This window comes from Streptomyces sp. WG7, from assembly GCF_049975785.1.
Lineage (GTDB): Bacteria > Actinomycetota > Actinomycetes > Streptomycetales > Streptomycetaceae > Streptomyces.
The window spans coordinates 1-21,329 of the sequence record NZ_JBNGGE010000071.1; the positions used below are offsets into that span (position 1 = coordinate 1).

At 73.0% G+C, this 21,329-nt stretch carries 13 protein-coding genes; 2 read left to right on the forward strand and 11 right to left on the reverse strand.

Features of this window, described 5'->3' with window-relative positions:
- The 6 genes from ACP4J0_RS36120 to eccD all read right to left on the reverse strand — a co-directional run.
- On the reverse strand, window positions 1-1,409 hold a 1,409-nt coding region (locus ACP4J0_RS36120; protein ID WP_426603328.1), incomplete at its 3' end, for an AAWKG family protein.
- A 12-nt stretch (window positions 1,410-1,421) separates the two neighbouring features.
- Window positions 1,422-1,868 (reverse strand): type VII secretion system-associated protein, encoded by a 447-nt coding sequence (locus ACP4J0_RS36125; protein ID WP_426521898.1) that lies wholly within the window; start codon window positions 1,866-1,868, stop codon window positions 1,422-1,424.
- Between the two features lie 28 nt (window positions 1,869-1,896).
- Window positions 1,897-2,217: a WXG100 family type VII secretion target gene (locus ACP4J0_RS36130; RefSeq protein ID WP_426521897.1), complete on the reverse strand. Its 321-nt coding sequence runs from the start codon at window positions 2,215-2,217 to the stop codon at window positions 1,897-1,899.
- A 69-nt stretch (window positions 2,218-2,286) separates the two neighbouring features.
- Window positions 2,287-2,637 (reverse strand): hypothetical protein, encoded by a 351-nt coding sequence (locus ACP4J0_RS36135; protein ID WP_426521896.1) that lies wholly within the window; start codon window positions 2,635-2,637, stop codon window positions 2,287-2,289.
- A 369-nt stretch (window positions 2,638-3,006) separates the two neighbouring features.
- Window positions 3,007-4,479 (reverse strand): type VII secretion protein EccB, encoded by a 1,473-nt coding sequence (gene eccB / locus ACP4J0_RS36140; RefSeq protein WP_426603330.1) that lies wholly within the window; start codon window positions 4,477-4,479, stop codon window positions 3,007-3,009.
- A gap of 17 nt (window positions 4,480-4,496) precedes the next feature.
- Entirely contained in the window at window positions 4,497-5,894 is a 1,398-nt protein-coding gene (gene eccD, locus ACP4J0_RS36145) for a type VII secretion integral membrane protein EccD (RefSeq protein ID WP_426603332.1), read from the reverse strand.
- Between the two features lie 341 nt (window positions 5,895-6,235).
- On the opposite strand from eccD, the gene eccCa reads away from it, so the two are divergent.
- Entirely contained in the window at window positions 6,236-10,180 is a 3,945-nt protein-coding gene (gene eccCa / locus ACP4J0_RS36150) for a type VII secretion protein EccCa (RefSeq protein ID WP_426603355.1), read from the forward strand.
- 71 nt (window positions 10,181-10,251) lie between these two features.
- Here eccCa and ACP4J0_RS36155 read toward each other — a convergent pair whose 3' ends face one another.
- On the reverse strand, window positions 10,252-11,490 hold the full coding sequence (locus ACP4J0_RS36155; protein WP_426603334.1) for a S8 family serine peptidase: 1,239 nt from the start codon (window positions 11,488-11,490) through the stop codon (window positions 10,252-10,254).
- A gap of 74 nt (window positions 11,491-11,564) precedes the next feature.
- On the opposite strand from ACP4J0_RS36155, the gene ACP4J0_RS36160 reads away from it, so the two are divergent.
- On the forward strand, window positions 11,565-14,885 hold the full coding sequence (locus tag ACP4J0_RS36160; RefSeq protein WP_426603336.1) for a right-handed parallel beta-helix repeat-containing protein: 3,321 nt from the start codon (window positions 11,565-11,567) through the stop codon (window positions 14,883-14,885).
- Window positions 14,886-14,968: 83 nt separating this feature from the next.
- Here the strand turns inward: ACP4J0_RS36160 and ACP4J0_RS36165 are convergent, their stop codons facing one another.
- The 4 genes from ACP4J0_RS36165 to ACP4J0_RS36180 form a co-directional block, all read right to left on the reverse strand.
- Complete coding sequence (locus ACP4J0_RS36165) at window positions 14,969-16,279, reverse strand: hypothetical protein (protein WP_426603338.1); 1,311 nt, start codon at window positions 16,277-16,279, stop codon at window positions 14,969-14,971.
- 64 nt (window positions 16,280-16,343) lie between these two features.
- Window positions 16,344-19,589: a hypothetical protein gene (locus ACP4J0_RS36170; RefSeq protein WP_426603340.1), complete on the reverse strand. Its 3,246-nt coding sequence runs from the start codon at window positions 19,587-19,589 to the stop codon at window positions 16,344-16,346.
- Window positions 19,586-20,245 carry a type VII secretion system-associated protein gene (locus ACP4J0_RS36175; protein ID WP_426603341.1) on the reverse strand — a complete coding sequence of 220 codons (660 nt, stop codon included), beginning with the start codon at window positions 20,243-20,245 and terminating at the stop codon, window positions 19,586-19,588. The genes ACP4J0_RS36170 and ACP4J0_RS36175 overlap by 4 nt, the downstream gene beginning before the upstream one ends.
- Complete coding sequence (locus ACP4J0_RS36180; protein WP_426603343.1) at window positions 20,242-21,291, reverse strand: sugar-binding transcriptional regulator; 1,050 nt, start codon at window positions 21,289-21,291, stop codon at window positions 20,242-20,244. Before ACP4J0_RS36180 ends, ACP4J0_RS36175 begins: the two co-directional genes overlap by 4 nt.
- Window positions 21,292-21,329: the final 38 nt, after the last annotated feature.

Genomic DNA, 21,329 nt, shown 5'->3' on the forward strand with positions numbered 1-21,329 from the left:
GCCTCGGCCTCAGCCTTCTCCCGCTCCCGCTCGGCCTTGGCCTCCGCCTTCTCCTTCTCCGCCTCATCCTTGGCGGCCGCCGCCTCGGCATCCGCCTTCTTCTTCTCGGCGTCGGCCTCCGCCTCGGCGGAGATTTCGGAGAGGGGGCGGTCGTCCTTGTCGGTGATGCTGGTGTCGAACGCCTTCTCGGCCGTCTTGAAGGCGTTGTGGATCTCGACGATGGCCTCGGCGCCCGCCGTGCTGAGCCAGTCCTGCACGGACTGCTCCCACCGGCGGACCGCCTCGTCGGCGATCGCCTTCCACGTGGTCATCTCGCTCGGCCTGCCGTACGGCTTGCCCTCGATGACGATGTCGTTCTGGAAGCCGGCGGTCGACACCACGTAGTTGTGCCAGGAGGTGGACATGCCGGAGCCACTGGACACCGTCTCGATGTCCGTCTTGTCGTACTGGGTGTCGAAGAGGGTCAGCCGGGCGTTCTGCAGCATGTCGTAGAGCCAGCGCTGCGGATTGCTCTCGGCCTTCCACGCTTCCCAGGCGTCGTAGAGCTTCTGGGCCTGGGCGAGGAGAACGCCCTGGGCCTCGGCCAGCGCCCGGGCCGGCGCGGAGGTCACCGTCACGTCGTCGATGGTGACGGCGGTGCCCTCGCCTCCCTTGCCGTTGAGCTGGTCGGCGTACCCCTCGTAGTTCCGGGCCAGTTTGTGGATGAGCTCCTTGAAGATGGCGGCCGACGTGCCGTCCCAGGCGTCGCTGCCCTCTCCGATGTTCTCGGTGTCCCACGTGCCGACGGTGACCGCGCTGTCCTCGAAGAACTTGGCCACCCGGTCGAAGGCCTGGGCCGCTTCCGTGAAGGTGCGCAGGTCGACGTAGTCGGCGTCGTTCACCGGGTAGCCGCGGTTCTTGAACCCGTGGGTCGAGTAGGGCCACATGGTGATCTGGGAGAGGGCGTCCCTGGAGCCGTAGACGTACCGGACCAGCGCGTTGGTGTTCCAGTCGAGCTTCTCGCCCTCTTTGTTCCAGCCGCCCTTGTCCTTGAGGCGCTCACTCGTCTTCGTGTAGTCCGGGATCACGTCGTCCCCGCCCGGCGGCCAGTCCTGGCCGGACGCGAGGAAGGTGATGTAGGCGCGGTACCGGTAGAGGTACTTGCCCGCGGACACGTCCTGGGAGTCGTCGCTGGGGCGGTAGAACGGGATGGTGTAGTCGGTGTTGTGCGTCTTCCATCCGCTCGAGGACAGGAAGCCCGACGAGTACTCCGGGCCGCCTTGCTTGTCCAGCCGGACGTGAATCAGCGGGATGCCGTCGTTACCCTTCAGATCGTCGAACAACGTCTTCCGCTCCGGCAGGACATAGCCGGTGAGCAGGTCAACCGCTTTCTTCCAGTTGTCGTTGTTGTTGTCCTCGGGGCTGGCCATCGCCGAACTCCGCTACTCTTCCTCTTCGGTAGCACCCGGATTGCCGAGATCACTGTCGACATCCTCGAAGATGTCCATGAAGTCGTCCGCGGTGATGCTTTCCAGATTCTTGCCCTGGCTCTTGGCCAGTTCGTCGATGGTGTCCCACAACGCCTGTTCGAGGTCCTCGAAGAGGACCGTCTGGTCCTCGAGGATACGCAGGACCTCACCCGCGCCCTGCTGGACGACCTTGTTCAGGGCACCGCCGCCGACCGCACTGTTCTCGCCGGCCATGAGGCCGATGACGAGGGGTTTCGCGGCGTCGATCGTCGTGGTCGAGATGCTGTCCGCGATGAACGAGATCGCCGGTCCGGCGGTCGGGCTGTCCTTGAGGATGTTCTCCAGCGTCGTGCGGAAACCGTCGATCTGGTTGTTGATGAAATTCTTCAGGAACGTGCTGTCAAGGACCGTGACGGCCATGTGATCACCCTTCCGTCACCGGCCGGCGTCAGCGGCTGCCGATCCTGATGTCGCCCCAGCGCTGAGACAGGTTCTGTTCCGTGAACCGGTAGTTGGAGGAGATCTCGGTGAGCAGACCGGAGTGGTTGGCGAGCAGGTTCTTGATGTTCTCGACAGCGTTGTCCCACTTCGCCTGGACTTCGCTGTAGACGTCCTTGTCGTCACCGATCCAGCTGTTCCGGAGTTCGGCCAGTTCCATCTCCAGGTTGGCCAGAATGCTCATGATCGCCTGAGACTGGCCGACCATGTCGTCCGCCGCGCCTTCGGCGTGGTTGTAGTCGACGTAGATGTAGCCGTCGGAGAAGTCCATCGGAGTCCTCGATTCACCGAGATAACGGCGGGAGTTGAAGGTTCTGGGATCGGCGGGCCGGCGTGGGGGTCAGTTCGCCGACGTGCTGGTGCCGTTGAGCTCGTCGAACACCTGCGTGGAGCGTGAGTACTCCGCGTCGATGGCGTCGCTGGTGGATCCCTGCACCAGTCCGTGCTCCCGTAGGGTGCCGTTGAGTTCGTCGACCATACGGTCCAGGTTGAGCAGGATGGTGTCGACGTGCTCGTCCCACTGCTCCAGCAGCTTCTTGTACTTGCCGCCGTCCGAGCCACCGTAGTTCGAGGCGAGCGTCTGCGACGTCGACTGGACGTCCTGCTGACAGCGCTGGACACCGGTGAAGGCCTGTTCCAGCGCCATTATCCCGTTACGGGTGGCGCGTTCTTCCGACTGCTGCATGGCCATGAGAGAACTCCCTTTTCGGCGGCACTCACCGGATTGCGTCCCCCACGTCACTCCGCGGGCAGACAGAGTGTCCCTGCGATCACGGCTGACTCGCCGGGGCCATGAGGTGGCCAGATGCTATGCAGGCTTCAACTTGTTTGGCAATTGCCGGCGGAACCGCGAAGTCCCCTTCTCGGGAGCTCAATTGAGCAATGGTCCGGAATTCACCCCGCTCAAGTGAGCGACGCGGTGAATCCGGCCGGACAGAACGGGCACCGGGCGCGGTCCACCGGACGCCGCCGGGTGCCCGGCTTAACGTGCGGTGACCACACGGATGCCAAGAATTTCCCTTCCGGACGATTGCCGGCGGGAGCCGGTCGCCCCCTCCCGCTATCGCCGGGGGCACCGCAGCGTCACCCGTGCCTCGCCCTCGGACGCCGCCTCGGGGGTCAGGTCCGGGCCGCTGGGCAGCATGGCCAGCATCGGGGACGGCATCGTCCGCGCCTCGACACCCTCGTAGCCCAGCGCCGTCACCGCCTCCTGGGACAGCAGCCGGTACTTCACACCCTCGTCCGTCACCAGGTACGTGGTGTCGCCCAGCGCGCTGCCGCTCGCGCTCAACGCCCGGACCAGCGCGCCCTTTCCGGCCCGTACCGCGATGGAGTCGACCTTCAGGCAACCCGGTTCGACCTCGGGCGACGGTGCCTGCACGGCCCTGGGCAGGGCGCCCTCGGGCAGTACCGACGTGCCCACCCGCACGCCGGAGTCCGTGGAGTCGACCTCCGCGCAGGCCACGGAGCCGGCGGCGACGGTGACCGCCTTCGGCGGCGACGCGGGCAGCTTCGCCGCCCCCGAGCTCCGCGCGCCCGGGGCGAGATGCCCGGCCAGGGTGTCCGCGCCGAGCGTCACCACGGTCGCGGCGTCCCCTCCGTACGCCTTCTCCCGCGTCCGCGGGTCGCCCAGCAGGAGGGTCGTACCGGTGTCGGTGAGGGGTACGAGGCCCTCCCGCGTGAGCAGGTGGTGGCGGGCGGCGGAGCCGGGTACGTCGACCTTGAAGAGCTGCCCGATCCTGGTGCTCCGCCCGGCGAGTTCCGGGCCCTTCCCGCCCCGGCCGGGTACCTCGGCGGGCGCCAGGTCGGGCCCCAGCGGGAACGCGTCCAGGAACGCCGCGGAGACGGGACGCGGGGTGACGCCGCCGTACCCGAGGGCCTCGGCCGCCTTCGCCCGCTCGTCCAGGCGCAGCCGGCTGCCCTGCCACAGCAGGTACGTGGCGCCGTCCGGGCCCGCGACCAGCATGCCCTCCTCCTCGCCCAGTTGCTTGCCGCCGGGCACGTCCTGCGGGGCGCCGGTGCCGAGGGCGAGCGTGGTGGTCGCCGTGACGACGCCCGTGGTCCGCGGGAGGATCCCGGAACACACCAGCCACGGGGTGCGGTCCAGGTCGCCGGTGCCCGGCAGTGCCTCGGGCCCGTCGGGGATGCCGATGGGCGTTCCGTGCGGGGTGCCGGCCAGCGAGGACGTACCCACCGTCGTGACGCCGACGGCGCCGCCGGTGACCAGCCGGGCCGACGCGTAGTTGCGCACCGGGCGCAGCCGCCCGTCCAGGTACAGGTACCGTGCGCCGGTCTGCTTGTCGACGATCAGGTTCTCCCCCGAGCGCCACGAGTCGTTGCCGCCGGGCCGGATGAGTCCGAAGACGAAGGCGCCGGCGCAGACCAGGATGGCGATGATCACGCCGATCGCGGCGCCGCGGTTGGTCCTGCCCAGCGGGCTCTCCGGGGAGTCCGGCTCGGCGCGCAGCATGGCCGAGGCCAGCCGCCCCATGATGAAGAGGTGCGCCTGTACTTCGTCGCGTTTGCTGTGCATGTCGCCGTTCTCCCGGGTCAGCCGTTGATGCCGCGGAGCCAGCCGTAGACACCCATCGACCAGAGCGTCAGCGGCAGGATGCTGATGGCGGCGAGTGAGTGCAGCAGCTCGGCCGCGCGCCCCCAGTACGGGACGAGCCGCCGTCCGGGCACCGTCCACGAGGCGATGGTGACCGCGGCGGCCAGCCCCATCAGGCCGGCCGTCAGCGTCAGCCGGTCCGCCGGGTCGACGGAGCGCGCGGAGACGAACAGCAGCAGGGCCACGCCCCAGGCCCCGGCGATGGTCAGTGACAGCCGCTGCCAGACGTTGCCCAGCCCGCGGCTGTGCAGCAGCAGGAGGAGGGAGAGAGCCACGACGGTGAGGATCTCGGCGAGGCCCGGCGCGGCCATGAGGGCCACCTGGCAGGGCAGGCACACCAGGCCGATGGCGCCGTAGAGGGCGGTCATCCAGCCGTCCGCCAGTGCCGACCGGGCGTCGACGTCCGAGGAGGAGTACGGGTCGATGCCCTGCTGGAGTTGCTGGACGTTGGTCGGCAGCGGCGGCATCCGCATGCCGGCCAGCCGGAACGACAGGGACGGGACGAACCCGCCGAAGAGCACCACGACCACGGCCACCACGCCGGCCGCCTGTTCCGGTGCCAGGTCCAAGGTGATCAGGGCGGCGCCGAGCGCGCCCGCCCCCGCGACGCAGGCCGCGCCGATGAACAGGGCGGGGTACACGCCGACCGCCGCCAGGGCGAGCACCGCGCCCGCGCCGCCGGCCGCGGACGCGGCCAGCAGCCGTGCGCCGAGGACGGCTTCGCCGTCGGCGCCGCCGAGGTCTCCGCCGGGCAGCAGCCAGCCCGCCAGCGCGAAGTAGGGGGCCGCCATGAGGCCGAGCACCGAGCCGGCTCCGGCGTCCCCGACGGCACGGGAGGCGGAACCCGCCCCGGCGATCAGCAGCAGTCCGGCGGCCGAGGCGGCGACGGCCCGCACCCAGCCCGCGGTGCCCGGCATGGCCAGCAGCACGATGCCCAGCACGAGGGTGGCCGCGGTCAGCCCGAGCAGCAGGCGCCGGCCGGCCTCCGGGCTCCAGCCGTGCGGCCTGCGGCCCATGCCGTCGGCGATGCCGTCGACCAGGTCGTCGATGTGCACCTCGGGCAGCGCGTCGGTCCGCGGCCGCAGATAAAGGTCCTCTCCGTCCCGCAGACCGAGGGAGTCCAAGGTACTCTCTGGGTCGAGCGGTGGACCACCGAGGCGTTGGAGCACCCAACCTCCGTGCTCCAGGCCGGATTCCTCCAAGCCGTCCCCTCCGTAGCCGATCACTGTGGGCAGCAGATCGGCGACGGGGACGTCGGAGGGCACGGCCAGGTCGACGGTCCTGGCCGGAGCGCGTACGGTGACGCGGCACAGGCTTGCCGTCTGAATCTCAGTCATGGGCTCGGGGTTCACACTTTCTGGCGGACCACGCGATAAGCGGTGGCTGGAAGGTGGCAGCGGCACACCGGTCGGTCGCCGAACGCGACGGAAAAGTCGGACGGGGCATGCGCCGACGAGTTTGACCGTACGCCGGGCTTTTCGCAACACCACTCCGGGAGTTCAGCGTCAGGGAACCCCATGGCAATTGTCCCGCCGCCATCGCGTGGGACTCTGACTCTTTACGGAAGAACCGAGACGTTCTCGCGAGGTTTCCCCGGGATTCCTTCCGATATCTTTTAGGAGGACGTTCGTTGAGCGTGATCCTGTTCCGCCGGCCGGCCCGCCGCAAAGGGCCGGAAATGCCGTCGGGGGAACTGAGCCTTCAGGAGCCGCCGACACTTCCGGAAGTCGTGCCGGACAGTTCCGCGGTGTGGACGTATCTGCCGATGGCGCTGATGTCGGTCTCCATGATGCTGATGTTCATGCGGCCGGGGATGAGCCGGGACAGCGGCGGATTCATCTACATCGCGCTCGGTGTGATGGTGATCGCGTCGGCGGGCATGATGCTCGGTCAGGTCATGCGCCGCAACGGCGAGCGCAAGCAGCGGATGAAGGGCGAGCGCCGCGACTACCTGCGGTACCTGCGGCAGACCCGGCGCATGGTGCGGGCGTCCATCGTGGAGCAGCAGCGCGCCCTCGCCTGGCGCCACCCGGAACCCGACGCGCTGTCGTCGCTGGTGCGCAGCACCCGGCTGTGGGAACGGCGGGCCTCGGACGAGGACTTCGCCGAGGTGCGGATGGGCGTGGGCGACCAGCGTCTGGCGATGAAGCTGACGCCCCTGTCGACCAAGCCCGTCGAGGACCTGGAGCCGCTGTCGGCGCACGCGCTGCGCAGCTTCACCCGGGCCTACTCCACCGTCCGGGACCAGCCCATCGCGATCTACCTGCGCGCCTGGTCGAAAGTGCTGTTCCGCGGGGACGAGGAACGGATTCGCGCCCAGGCCCGGGCCCTGCTGGCGCAGTTGGCGGTGTTCCACTCCCCCGACGACCTGTGGATCGCGCTGTGCGTCTCGGACGAGCGGCGCGCGGAGTGGGAGTGGGCCAAGTGGCTGCCGCACAGCCTGCACCGGCACGAGGAGGACGGCGCCGGACCGGCCCGCATGATCGCCTCGGCCTTCACCGAGCTGGAGAACCTGCTCGGTGCCGAGTTCCTGGAGCGGCCGGGCGCCGACCCCGACGCGGTACCGGGACGCGAGGAGCCGTACACGGTCGTCGTGATCGACGGCTGCACGGTCCCGACGGGGCACCGTTTCGACGCTCACGGGTTCCGCAACGCGGTGGTGCTCGACCTCACCGGGGCGCTCGCGTGGAAGCCGGGGCGGACCACGCTGCGTCTGGAGGTGGACGAGAACGGTGTCGCGCTGGTGCGCACCGACCGCGACCGCAAGGAGCAGTCGACGGTGCTCGGCCGGCCCGACCGGCTGGGCACGGTGGGAGCGCTGGCGCTCGCCCGGCTGCTGGCGCCGTACCGGATGAGTGTGGGCGGTGACGACTCCAAGCCGCTCGCCAACGATGTCGAGCTGACCTCGCTGCTGGACATCCCCGACCTGCACCGGCACGACCCGGCCACGCTGTGGGAGCGGTCGGCCGGCAGTGCCCGGCTGCGGGTGCCGATCGCGGTGAGCGGTGAGGGCAGACCGGTGGAGCTGGACATCAAGGAGTCCGCGCAGGGCGGTACGGGACCGCACGGCATGCTGATCGGCGCGACCGGCTCCGGCAAGAGCGAGCTGCTGCGCACGCTGGTGCTGGGGCTGGCGCTGACCAACTCCTCCGAGACGCTGAACTTCGTCCTCGTCGACTTCAAGGGCGGCGCCACCTTCCTCGGCCTGGACGAACTGCCGCACACCTCGGCGGTCATCACCAACCTCGCCGACGAGGTGGCGCTGGTCGCCCGGATGCAGGACGCCCTGCACGGGGAGCTGATCCGGCGGCAGGAACTGCTGCGCGCCGCCGGGAACTACACGTCCGCGCTGGAGTACGAGAAGGCACGGCAGTCCGGGACACCGCTGCAGCCGCTGCCCAGCCTGTTCGTGGTCGTCGACGAGTTCAGCGAACTGCTGGCCTCGCACCGCGACTTCATGGAGCTGTTCGTGATGATCGGCCGCCTCGGGCGCAGCCTCGGGGTCCATCTGCTGCTCGCCTCGCAGCGGCTGGACGAGGGCCGCATGCACCAGCTGGAGAGCCATCTGTCGTACCGGATCGGTCTGCGGACGTTCTCCGCGATGGAGAGCCGGGGCGTGCTGGGCGTGCCGGACGCCTACGAGCTGCCCGCGCAGCCGGGTGCCGGTTTCCTCAAGAGCGGCGTCGACGCGCTGACCCGGTTCCGGGCCGCGTACGTCTCCGGGCCGTACCGGCGGCGCCGGGCCGTCGTGCAGGCGCAGGTGGCGCGCCAGGTGGTGCCGTGGACGGCGGAGTGGGTGGTGCCGCGCGCGCCCGCCGACCCGGACCCGGCGGGCGGGCCCGACGGGCCGGAGCCCGAGCCGGAGGGCGAGGGCGACGCCGACGGGGAGACGCTGCTGTCGGTGGCGCTCGACCGGCTGCGCGGGGCGGGGCCGCCCGCCCACCAGGTGTGGCTGCCGCCCCTGGGCCGGCCGGCCACCCTGGACCAGATCCTGCCCCCGCTGGCACCCGACCCGCGGTACGGCCTGACCACGGCGGACTGGCCGCTGCGGGGACGGCTGACGGTGCCGGTGGGCGTCGTGGACCGGCCCTTCGACCAGCTGCGCGATCTGCTGACCGTGGACCTGTCGGCGGCCGGCGGCCACGTGGCCATAGCCGGGGGCCCGCAGAGCGGCAAGAGCACCCTGCTGCGGACCCTCATCACCGCGCTGGCCCTCACCCACACGCCCCGCGAAGTGCAGTTCTACTGCCTGGACTTCGGCGGTGGCACGCTGGCCGCGCTGGACGAGCTGCCCCATATGAGCGGGGTCGCGGCGCGGGTGGACACCGAGCGGGTGGGCCGTACCATCGCGGAGGTCACCACGCTGCTGGCCAGGCGGGAGCGGTTCTTCCTGGAACACGGCATCGACTCCATGCCGACGTACCGCAGGCGGCGCGCGGCGGGCGAGTTCCCCGACGAGCCGCACGGGGACGTCTTCCTCGCCATCGACGGCTGGGCCACCGTGCGCCAGGACTTCGACCGGCACATCCCCACCTTCAACGCGCTGGCCGCCCGCGGGCTCAACTACGGAGTCCATCTGCTGGTCACCACCGCCCGCTGGGTGGAGCTGTCGTCGTCGGTGCGCGACCAGACCGGGACCCGGCTGGAGCTGCGGATGGGTGATCCGATGGACTCGCAGATCGACTCCCGGAAGGCGGCGACGATCCCGCGCAGCGCGGGACGGGGCCTGACCTCCGACAAGCTGCACTACCTGTCGGCGCTGCCGCGCGTCGACGGGGTCGAGGACGCCGACGACCTCGCGGACGGGGTCGCGGGGCTGGTGGCCGCGATCGCCGAGAACTGGACGGGTCCCGCCGCGCCGCGGGTGCGGATGCTGCCGGCGAGACTGCCGGTCGCGGAGCTGCCGGAGCCGGAGGGCGAGAACGGCCTGCGGATCGCCATCGGCCTGGACGAGAACGAACTGGCGCCGGTGTGGCACGACTTCACCGAGAACCCGCACCTGATCGTGGTGGGCGACACGGAGAGCGGCAAGACGAACCTGCTGAAGCTGGTCGCGCGCGGCATCACCGAGCGGTACACCCCGGCCGAGGCGCGGATCATGACGGTGGACTACCGGCGGGAGCTGGTGGAGAGCGTTCCCGAGGCGTACCGGCTCGGGCACGCCGTGTCCCTGGACATGCTGCGGGACCTGGTGGACGGGGCGGCGCGGGCGGTCAGGCAGCGGGTTCCGGGTGAGGACGTCGCTCCGTCGCGGATGCGGCTGTGCGACTGGTGGCAGGGGCCGCGGCTGTTCATCCTGGTCGACGACTACGACATGGTGGGCGGCGGGCCGATGACACAGCCGTTCGCTCCGCTGCTGGACCATCTGGCGCTGGGGCACGAGGTGGGTCTGCACCTGGTCGTGGCGCGGTCCTCGGCGGGCGCCGGGCGCGGTCTCAACGAGTCGTTGCTGCGGAGGCTGCAGGAGGTCAACACGCCTGGGCTGCTGATGTCGTGCCCGCCGAGCGAGGGGTATCTCTTCGGGAGCGTGAAGGGGCGGGAGCTGATTCCGGGCCGGGCGGTCCGGATCGCTCGCCGTAAGACCTTGCAGGTGCAGACGGGGCTCGTGGGGGACGCGTCGTGATGCGCCCGCGGCTGGACCGGAGCCCCGTGCGACCGGCCTCCCCCAGTGCCTCCCGGACGGTGCGGTTGTGGCTAGGAGGCTGTTGGGGGCCGCCAGTTCCTGGTTCTGCCCCGGGGGACGACCGCGGCGAGAGCCGCGATCAGCAGGACCGTTGTCAGGCCTGCCGCCGCGATCGTCAGGGAGCGGTTGCGCGGGGCCGGGTCGGCGGGGGGCGGCATCCGCGCGGGGGCGGGGGCCGGCGCGGAGGGCGTCGTGCGGTCCTGGATCAGGGACAGCGCGGCGTACGGGTCCAGGCGGGGGGTGTCCGACGGGTAGGCGGTGTCGAGGAGCCGGCGGCTCACCTCTGCCGCCGTGAGGTCCGGGTGGTAGGCGCGTACGAGTGCGGCGGTGCCGGCGACACCCGCCGCGGCCAGCGAGGCCCCGGAACCGATGTAGTGGCCGGAGCCCTCGGGGCCGACGCTGACCATCGCGCTGCCGGGCGCGGACAGGTCGGGTTCGTGGGCGGGCGGCGCGTTGTCCTGCCGTACGCCGTCGGGGCCGAAGTCCACGACGGCGAGCGAGCCGGGGGCCGCGGCCGGCCAGTACGGCCCCTCGGGCATCTCACCGTCGGGCCCCTGCTCCTCGCGGGGCACGGCGTCCGGGGCGGCCGGGGCGACGACCAGTGCGTCGCGCCGGGTGGCGTGGGCGACGGCCGCGGTGAGTTCGGCCTCGCCGGTGCGCAGGGCGTGGCCGACGTAGACGACCTGTGCGCCGCGGTCCGCCGCCGTCCGGATGCCGGCGGCCACGCGTGCCACGGACGGGACTCCGCGGTCGTCGGTGCCGGACAGGGCCAGGATCTCCGCCCGCGGGGCGACCCCGGTGATGCCGCTGCCCTTCTCCGGCGCGGCGGCGATCAGGCCGGCGGCGAACGTGCCGTGGCCCACGCAGTCCTCGGCCGCCCCGTCGACGGCCACCACCCTGCCGGACAGGCTGGGGACGCCGGTGGCGACACCGGTGTCGACCACCGCGACGGTCACCCCGCCGCCCCGGGAGATCCGCTGGGCCCGGGACAGTCCGAGCGCCGTCTGCGACCACGCCGCTCCGGTGGCCGTCTGCCCCGAGGCACCGGTGCAGGGGTTTCCCTCGCCGAGCCGGACGGGCAGCGGGGGCAGCAGTGTGGCCCCCGGACCGTCGGCGCCGGGGCTCCCCGAGGGGGCGCCCGGCGCGGCCGGGACGGCGGGCAGGGCGAGGGCCGGCCCGCCCGTGAGCGGCAGGACCACCGCGATCGCCAGCACGAGTCCCGCACTCCGGCCTTTCATGACATTCCGCATGACTCGCATGATATGCACACAAGATGTACGGCGTACAACGCCAACTACCGCAGCAGCACAAGGAGGTTCGAGGCGTGGCACGTCACATACTCACGGTCGACCCGGAACGGCCGGACGGCTTCCAGACGATCGGTGAGGCACTGGCCCAGGCCCGCACCGGGGCGGTGATCCGGGTCCGTCCCGGCCGCTACGCCGAGAACCTGGTCATCCGGCACCGGGTGACGATCGTCGGCGAGGGCGAGCCGGGCACGGTCGAACTGTGCCCGCGGGACGGCACCGCCGTCACCCTCATGGCCGACGCCGTGATGCTCAGCGCCCTGACCCTACGCGGCCGCGACAAGGAGGCCGCGGTCGTGGACGTACCGGCCGGTCAGGCGGCCCTCGACGACTGCACCGTGACCGGTGCCGGGTGGACGGCGCTGCTGGTCCGCGGCAAGGGCTCGCTGGCCGCCCGCGGCTGCCGGATCGGCAACCCCGGCGGCGCCGGGCTGGTCGACTCCTCGGAGACCGAAAGCATCGTCGAGGACTGCGTGTTCGAGAACTTCGGCACCTCCGCGGTGGTCCTCGGCGAGTCGGCCGGGCCCCTGATCCGCGACTGCCGGATCCGGGGCGCGCGGGCCAACGGGGTCCTCGCGAGCGGCGAGGCCCGGGGAACGTTGGAGGGGTGCGACATCTCCGGCACCGACAAGCCGGCCGTCGCCCTGGAGGGCCACAGCTCGACGCGCGTGCTGCGGTGCGCCGTGCACCACACCTCGGTGGGCCTGCTGGTGACCAGCATGTCCCGCCCTGAGATCGAGGAGACCTCGTTCGAGTCCATCGCGCAGAGCGGCGTCGTCATCTCCGGCGGGGCCGACCCGATGCTGCGCGGGTGTGTCACCCGGCGTACCAAGGCCAGTGGTCTGCTCGTCATGGACCGCTCGCGCGGAACCCTGGAGGGCTGCTCGTTCCACGGCTCCACCGAGGCCGCCGTGCGGGTCGTCGAGGGCAGCGCCCCGCTGCTGCGGGACACCGTGGTGAGCGACTGCGCCGACACCGCCGGGGCGGTGCAGCTCGCGGACGACTCCACCGCCGAGTTCGAACGCCTGGAGGTCCTGGACGCGGCGGGCGTCGGCATCTCGGTGCGCTCCGCCGCCGACCCCCTGCTGCGCCGCGCCCGGGTCACCGGCGCCGGCGGGCACGGCATCGAGTTCACCGACGACGCCCGCGGCCGCCTCGAGCACTGCGAGATCGAGTCCGCCGGCGGCTGCGCGCTGCACATCGACGACGACTCCGGCCCCGAGATCAGCGACACCGTGCTGAACTCCGCCGCCCGCTCGGGCCTGCTCGTCGGCGAACGCGGCCGGGGCACCCTGCGGGACTGCGAGATCGGCGACAGCGCCGACGCCGGGGTCGGTGTGCGGGACGGCGCGGAGATCACCCTGGAGCGGGTCCGGGTGCACGGCTCGAAGGCCCACGGCGTCCAGGTGTCCCGCGGCGGCCGGGCCGTCCTCAACGCCTGTGAGATCACCGGGAGCACGGGCGACGGCCTGCGGATCGACAGCTCCGAACCGGTGGACGTCACCCGGTGCGTCGTACGCGACAACCGCGGCGCGGGACTGCGTCAGAGCCGTGCGAGCGAGCGGCTCACGGTCGAGCTGCTGACCAGCACGGACAACGGCCTGCCGGACAGTTGGGGCGAGTCGGCCGGAACGGCCGGGGACGGCGCCCCGGGCGGGTCCGGCAAGGAGCGGGAGCCCGAGGGCCCGCTGGCCGCGCTGGAGGCGCTCGTCGGTCTGGAGAACGTCAAGCACCAGGTGAACACCCTGGTCAACCTGAACCAGCTCGCGGAGCGCCGGCGCCGGCTCGGCATGCCCGTACCGTCGATGAGCCGGCACCTGATCTTCGCGGGGCCGCCCGGAACCGGCAAGACCACCGTCGCCCGCCTCTACGGCAGCATCCTCGCGGACCTGGGCGTGCTCCGGAGCGGGCACCTGGTCGAGGTCGCCCGTGCCGACCTGGTGGCGCAGGTCATCGGTGGCACGGCCATCAAGACCACCGAGGCGTTCAACAGCGCGCTGGGCGGGGTGCTGTTCATCGACGAGGCCTACACGCTCACCGTCGAGGGGACGTCCAACGACTTCGGCCGCGAGGCCGTCGACACCCTGCTGAAGCTGATGGAGGACCACCGCGACGACGTGGTCGTGGTGGCGGCCGGCTACTCCGAGCAGATGGAGTCGTTCCTGACCGCCAACCCGGGTCTCGCCTCCCGGTTCACCCGCACCATCGAGTTCGGCAACTACGCGGTGGAGGAGCTGGTGACGATCACCGAGAGCCTCTGCCACCGGCACCAGTTCGAGCTCGGGCCGCTGACCCGGGAGGCCCTCGCCGTACGCTTCGAGCAGATGACCCGCGACGCGACCTTCGGCAACGGCCGCGCCGCCCGCGGCGTGTTCGAGGACATGGTGGACCGGCAGGCGTTCCGGCTCGCGGCCATGACCGACCCGGCGGAGAACGACCTGACGCTGCTGCTGCCGCAGGACGTCGGCGACGCGGAGGCCGCGGCCGTCGGCGGGGCGGCACAGGACGCCGACGACGCGTCCGACCCGATGGCCGAACTCACCGCCATGGTGGGGCTCGCGGCCGTGAAGCGGGAGGTCGCCGACCTGGTCAGTCTGCTGACCAACGCCCGGCAGCGGATCGCCGCGGGGCTGCCCGCCCCCCGGATCAGCAACCACCTCGTCTTCAGCGGACCGCCCGGCACCGGCAAGACCACCGTCGCCCGGCTGTACGCCAGGCTCCTGCACTCGCTCGGGGTACTCCCCCGCGACTCCCTGGTGGAGGTGGCGCGGGCGGACCTGGTGGGCCAGTACGTCGGCCACACCGCCCAGCGCACCAAGGACGTCTTCACCAGCGCGCTGGGCGGGGTGCTGTTCATCGACGAGGCCTACACCCTCACCCCGGAGGGCTCGTCCAACGACTTCGGCCGCGAAGCCGTCGACACCCTGCTGAAACTCATGGAGGACCACCGCGACGAGATCGTGGTCGTCGTCGCCGGGTACACGGAGGAGATGGAGCGCTTCCTCGCCTCCAATCCCGGTCTGACGTCCCGGTTCTCCAAGTTCGTGCGGTTCGAGGACTACAGCACGGACGAACTGGTCACCATCGTGTCCCGGCACGCCGCCGCCTCCGGGTACGAGTGCGCCGACGCCACCGTCGAGGCGCTGCGCGCCCATGTGGACGCCATCCCGCGCGACCGGTCCTTCGGCAACGCGCGGCTCGCCCGGCAGCTGCTGGAGACGATGATGACGAGCCAGGCCCGCCGGCTGGGCGGGCTGAGTTCGCCCAGCCTCGCCGACCTCACGACGCTGCTGCCGGAGGATCTGCCGCCGGCGCGACGGCGGGAGGCCGCCCTGTGACGGCCTGAAGGCGAACGCCCGCCGGCTGTACGCCGGCGGGCGTTCGCTGCGCTGTCGCCGCACTCACACGGTGGTCGCGCCGCTCACACGGTGAACCTGACGGCTTCCAGCCAGAGGTGCGCTTCCGTGGACCCGCCGAAGATCCAGCCCTTGGACGATTCGCACGCCAGGCCGCCCCAGCCGCGCCCGCCGAGTTTGTGGTTCTGGCAGACGTTGCCGGCCTTGACACCGATCGTGAAGCCGCTGAGGTTCGGCGCGTTCGAGGCGGCGCTGCCCAGCGTCAGATCCGTCCCGTCGGCCGCGCCCGACCACTGGGTCGTCCATCCGTCCTTCTGGACGAACTCGTTGCCGTTCACCCTCTGCGCGTTTGCCACCGCGATGTTGATGGCGGTGATGGGCCGCCCCGCGCCGTCCTGGCCCGCGGTGGCCCCGTCGCACACGGGGTCCGTCCAGCCGGCGCCCTTCGCGTGGACCCGGTAGCAGATGTGCCGGCCGGGGTTCGACGCCGCCAGCCGCTGGACGGCGTAGGCGGCGGTGTTCGGCGGGAGCACGGGAGCCTTGTGCTCCTTGGCGCGGGGCGCCGCCTCCTTCTCGACCCGGGGCTCCGCCTTCTTCTTCACCGCCTCGGCCGGCTCGGCGGCCGGAGCCGAACTCGGCGCCGGGTCGGGCTTCTTGAGGACCGGGCTCGGCTTGGCGGACGGCTTCTGGGTCGAGGGCTCCGGTGTGGGCTCCGCCGGGGCGTAGTCCCCCTTCGGCACCTCCAGGGACTCCTCCTCGAGCAGGGTGTCGGACCCGGCGGCCACCGCGACGTTGTCCTTCTCCCGCCGCGAGTCGTCCGTGGCCCAGATCAGCAACGGCACCGCGAGGAGGACGACGCCCGCGATGCCGGCGGCGGCGAGCAGGGGCTTCTTCGGGTTCCCGGACGGCGGGCCGTCCGCACCGGCGCCACCGGCCGCGGCGGTTCCGGCGGCCCCGCCGACTCCTTCGGCCCTGCCGGCTGCTTCGGCCCTGCCGGCCCTTTCGGTCTCGGCGTCCGGGGTGGCCCGGACGGCGGTGGCCGGCTCGGCGGCGCTCTCGCTCCCCGCTTCCGGCCGCCGCCGTGAGGCGGACGCACCGGACTCGGCGGCCGTCGTGGCCGGTTTCCCGGTCGTACCGCCCGTGGTGGCGGGCTGCTCGGGAGCGGCCTCGCTCTCGGCGGTGTCCGGGGCCGGCCGGGCTGCTGCCTCGGCGCCGCCCTCGTCCGGCTCCGGTGCGGCCGTACGCCGTGCGGCCGGTGCCAGCATCGGGCCCGGGTCGGCCGCCGCCGATCCGAGGGAGACGGCCCTGCGGACGGACGAGCCACCCGTGCCGTCGGGCCCGTCGGGCGCGGGCGGCGGCTTCTTCTGGCTTGCCATCGTTCTCCTTGATCTGTGTGGGACTGCGGGGGTGATGGGTGGTCGTTCGGCGCGGCCCCGCTCGCTACCCGTCCTGGCCCACGGGCCCGGAACAGCGCTCCGGCCACCGCGTTCCGTCGCCGGTGCGGAAGCCCTTGGCCAGTGCCTCCTCGAGGTGCGCGAGAGCCTTGAGGTCCAGCCCGCTCAGTTCCTCGGACCCGTCCATGTAGGCGGTCGCGTTCCCGGGGAGCTCACGCAGCAGTACGACGGAGGAGCCGGCGGGCCCGGTCCTTGCCCCCAGCACCCGGAAGCCGGTCCCCGGCACGAAGACGATCTCCTCGTACCCCTCCGTGGAGCCGCCCGGCCGGTCGAGCAGTTGCCGGACCTTGCGTCCCGTGACGGACCAGATCGCGTAGCGCACGGGGGCCCCGGCGGGGAGCGCCGAGGAACCGGCCAGGGCGCTGACCGGAGCGGGTTCGCACAGCAGCGCGCCGACCGCCGGTTCGGGGCCGCCGGCGTCCTCGCCGCGCAGGGCCACACCCCGGTAGGAGGGCAGCCGGCGCAGAGCGGACGCGAGGCATCCGGCGTAGGGCAGCAGGCGTCCCTCCCCCGACTGCAGGTCACGGATCAACTCACGGTGGTGCAGCGGCCCTTCCTCGGCGGTGAGGTAGGCGTGCGCGGCGACGAGATCGGTCCGCGCCGCATCGAGTTCGTGACCGCGCAGGGCGGGCATCCGGGTGAGCACCCGGGACACCGCGGCGGCGTGTCCCTCCCAGGCACCGGCCGCGGCATCCCGGAACGCGGCACGCTCGGCGGCCCCACTGACATGCCCGGGTGCGAACGGAGGGGCGGCGCGGTGTACGGCAGGCGCCTCGCCGACCCGCCCCCGCGGCCCCGTCCGCGCCTCGGCGTTCCCGGCCCGGCCTCCGTCCGGCCCTGGCCCGCCCCCCTCACCGGCGGCGCGGCCCGCCCCGCTGACGGCACCGCCTCCGCCAGGGGCACGTCCCGCCCCTCCGACGGCGCTGTCTCCGCCAGGGGCACGTCCCGCCCCTCCGACGGCGCTGTCTCCACCAAGGGCACGTCCCGCCCCTCCGACGGCGCTGTCTCCACCAGGGGCACGGCCGCCCATCCCGCCGACGACGCCGCCTCCAGCCGTGGCACGTCCCGCTCTTCCGACGGCACCGTCTCCCCGTTCGCCGTCGGCTCCGGGGCTCACCCCGGCCGGGGAGGCAGCTGCCGACCGGGCCCGCGCGGCTTCCGCAGCCGTCCCGGCGTCCGGCGAAGCGACGCGCGCGGAAGCCCTCTGCCCGCCCTCGCCCCCGGCGCCGGCCCCGGTCTCCGGCGACCCGGCAGCCGTGGCCCCCTCGGCGGGCCGCGCCTGCGCACGGGGCTCGGACGACACGGCGGGCACGGCCGCCTCGGGCTCCGCTTCCCGGGCACCCTCCGGAAGAGGCTTCGGCGGCGCACCCGTCGCACCTCCGGGGGCGGCGGCGTCCACGTCCGCTTCGCCCGCCTCGCCGACCGGTGGGGAGTCCGGTGTCGGGACAGGCCCGCCCTCCCGAGGGGGCACCGGCGGCACAGGGCCGCCGTCACCGGCGACCGGCCGGCCGGGAGCATTCGCGTCCGATCGGGCGCCCGGGGACGCACCAGGCTCGGCGACGGCGACCGGAGGCCCGCCGACGACAGCGCTCGCCGCCGCGGCCCCGCCGCCCTGGAGGGCCTCGTTGCGCGCGGCGGGCGCGGGCGCCGGCATCCCGGGCCCGGCAGCCGGCGATGCAGCGACCGTGCCGCTCCCAGGGGCCGCCCCAGGGGTCGCCCCACGGGGCGGCGGGACACGGCCGGGTTCCGTGGCCGTGCCCGGTCGGCTGGTCGCCGTGCCGGGGCGCGGCAGCCGGCCGGTGGTGACGTAGCGGATGTTCGGTATGCCGTGTTCGGCGGCCAGGCGGCGCAGATCGCCGTCGCCCGCCAGGAGTCTGCCGCGGACCAGCAGGGTGGTGCGCGACCGGAGGTCGGTCCCGAGGCCGCGCAGGAGGCGGGCCAGAGCGGGCAGCAGGGAGCCGTCCAGCGGCTGTCCCGGCATGCCCAGCTCGATGGCGCACGTCTCCGGGTCGACGGCCGGCCCGAGTGGCCCGGGGCGGGGGCCGTCCAGAGCCCACAGGGCGAGACCGGCGCGGGTCACTGTCGCCTGCCAGCGGTCCGTCAGCCGTACCGTTCCCCGTTCGCCGCCGCCGAGTATCCAGTCGGGCGGACGGAGCTCCGTCGGCCTGGGTACGGGGGCCCGCCCCTGTGAGTCGACCGGCCCGCAGACCACGGACGGCACGAACGGCCGCCAGCTCGGCCTGCCGTCCCGACCGATCAGCGTGGGCCGGGGAGGCGTGCCGGGCGGTGCGTGGTCGTCGAGCAGGGGCAGGCCGGTGAGCACCTCCACCTCGGTGCGCAGCAGGTCGGCGACCGACTGCCCGAGCCGCAGCAGGTCACGCCGGCCGCCGGGCGCGAGCCGGGTACGGGCGCGTTCCGCCTCCGGCAGCCCCGCGAGTACGGCGGCGACCTCGTCGGCGGCGACGTCCTCCGCCTGCGGGGCACCGACCAGTACCGTGAGGCGCTCGAAGTCGACGGGCACGGAGAAGCACAGGTCGTCGGGGGCGGGCGCGGGCGCCTCGGCCGGGCGGATGAGCACGCCCGCCGGGACGCGGTCCACGACACAGCCGCCGGCCGTGCGCGCGGGCACCCCGTCCAGCGCCTCCTCCCAGGCGGGCGCGGGTGCGCGCCGGCCCGCCCTCCGGGGTTCCTCGCCGGGCGCGAACCGCCACCAGGCGCTGCCGGGGCGGGAGTCGCCGTGGACGAAGAGCGTGCCCCCCGGCGTGATCAGGACGGCCCCGTCCGGAGCCGTCACCTCCAGTTCCCAGGCGTCCGCGATCCGACGGGCGATGCCGGGCCGGTCGGGCCGGTCGTCGCCGGCACCGGACATCACGAGCCGGATCCGGTCGGTGCCCCGCGCGCGGAGGGAGTCCAGCAGCGCGCCCAGCCGTGCCCAGTGGTCGGCGTCGGGGGCCCCGCCTCCGGCGGCGGAGCCCACGATCACCGTGACGACGTCCTCCTCCCGCCCGACGGCGCCCGCGACCTCGGCCACGACGTCCAGGGGGAACGAGTCGTCCTCGACCGAGCGCACGAGCAGCACGCCGTCGACGTCCTCGACCGGCGGGCCGCCACCGCTCCGGTTTCCGGTGCCGTTCGCGCCGTCGGCCGGGAGCGCCGTGCCGCGGCGCCCCGTACCGGTGCCGGTGCCGGACCTGCGTCCCCGGCCCGGCATCACGGACGACCAGCGGCTCACGCGTCCGTCCCCCGGACCGGGTGCACGGCCTCGGTCAGCACCCGCCCGGAGCGGCCGACGGGGGCGGCAGCCGGGGGCCGCTTCTCCGCACCGTCCCGGACCGCGTCGCGTACGGCGTCGAGGTCCAGCAGCATGCCCACCGCGGCCGAGGGGTTCAGATACAGCGCGTGCCCATCGGGGACGCGCGTCAGAAGGCTGTCCGCACCGACGAGTTCGAAGGCGAAGCGCCCCGCCGCGTGCAGGAACGCCGACGAGGTGAACACCGGCACCACCGGCGTCCCGTCCGGCGCCACCGCACTCAGCGGCCCGCCGCCCGGTGCCGTCAGTACGGCCACCTCGCGCCCCACCAGCGCGGCCGGCACCGCCTCGCCGGGCCCGTACCCGGTCGACGCGAGCTGGACGGCGCGGTCCACCTCGTCCTCCGGTTCGGGCCAGCCGAGCGCACGCGGGGACGGCCGGTATCCGGGGTTGTCCTCCCACGCGACGATCTCGCCGTCGAGGCCGGACCGCCACCGGCCGGTCATCGCCCACTCCGGGGGCTTCCCCGCTCCGGACCACATCGGGTCGACCACCCCCAGCCAGTGGTCCGGGGCGAGGCGTCCGGCCTCACGGATGTCGTCCGGAACGGGCGGAAGTGCCCCGTCCTGCCGGCTCATCGCTGTCCTCGTTCGGTGCATCGGGACGACAGTGCGGTCCGTGTCATGCCGTCCGGTTCGTCGTCCCGGAGGAGGCCGCGCGCGGTCGCGGCATCCGTGACGACTCCGGTGAGCAGTCCGGACCTCAGTACGGCGCGGACCGCCCCGGTGCCACGTCCACCGGCCGTGACAGCGATCAGCTCCGCGACGCCACGGAGTTCGGCGGCGCTGACGGCGATCGTGCGGGCGTTCAGCTCGGTGGGGATCACCCGGCCGGCGGCGTCCAGGACGTGGCCGGCCACCTCGGCGCACGCGCCCGCCTCCCGGAGCGTCTCCCGCTCCCGCTCGGACAGCGCGTCGTACACCGTGGAGTGCGGGGCGTCCCACGCGCCGATGCCGACGACGGCCTTGGTGAGCAGACCGAACCGGCCCAGCGTCTCGGCGGTGTCGGGCTGGCTGCGCAGGACGGCGGCCGTGGCCGCGTCGGGCAGGAGGAACGGGGTGTGGAGCGGGAACGCCCTGCCCCCGCCCACCGCGGCCGTACGCCGGACCGCGGTGATCGCGGCGTCATGGGCGAGGTCCCGCCCGCGCACCCCCGTCAGCTGGACCACGTCGCAGAGCGGCAGCCGGGTGACCGCCTCGCTCAGCGCGTCCACCGCGTGGCTGCCGTCCAGCCCGAGGACGTCGCCCTCCTCGGTGATCTCCGAGATCAGCCGGGCGGCCGCCGTGCCGAGCCAACGGCCGCTCCGGAGCTGGTCCGCGGGGGACGCCGTGCCGCCGTCGCCTCGGGTCAGGTTGACAACGATGCCGTGACGGAGCCCGAACCGCTCGGTCATCTCCCGCCCGAGCCGGACGTCGATCTCGGCCGGGACGGTGATGTCGATCCGCACGATGTCGTGGGCCACGGCCGCGTCGAGGAGGCGGGCCACCTTGAACCGGCTGATGCCGAACTCCTTGGCGATCTCCACCTTCGACAGCTGTTCCAGGTAGAAGCGCCGTGCGACGGCGGCGGCCAGGAGCGTGTCGACCGGCGCAGGTAACGCCACCATGTCAGCCGGTTCGGCCATGCCGTCTCTCCGCGTTCTCATCCATCGTCAGCTCACGC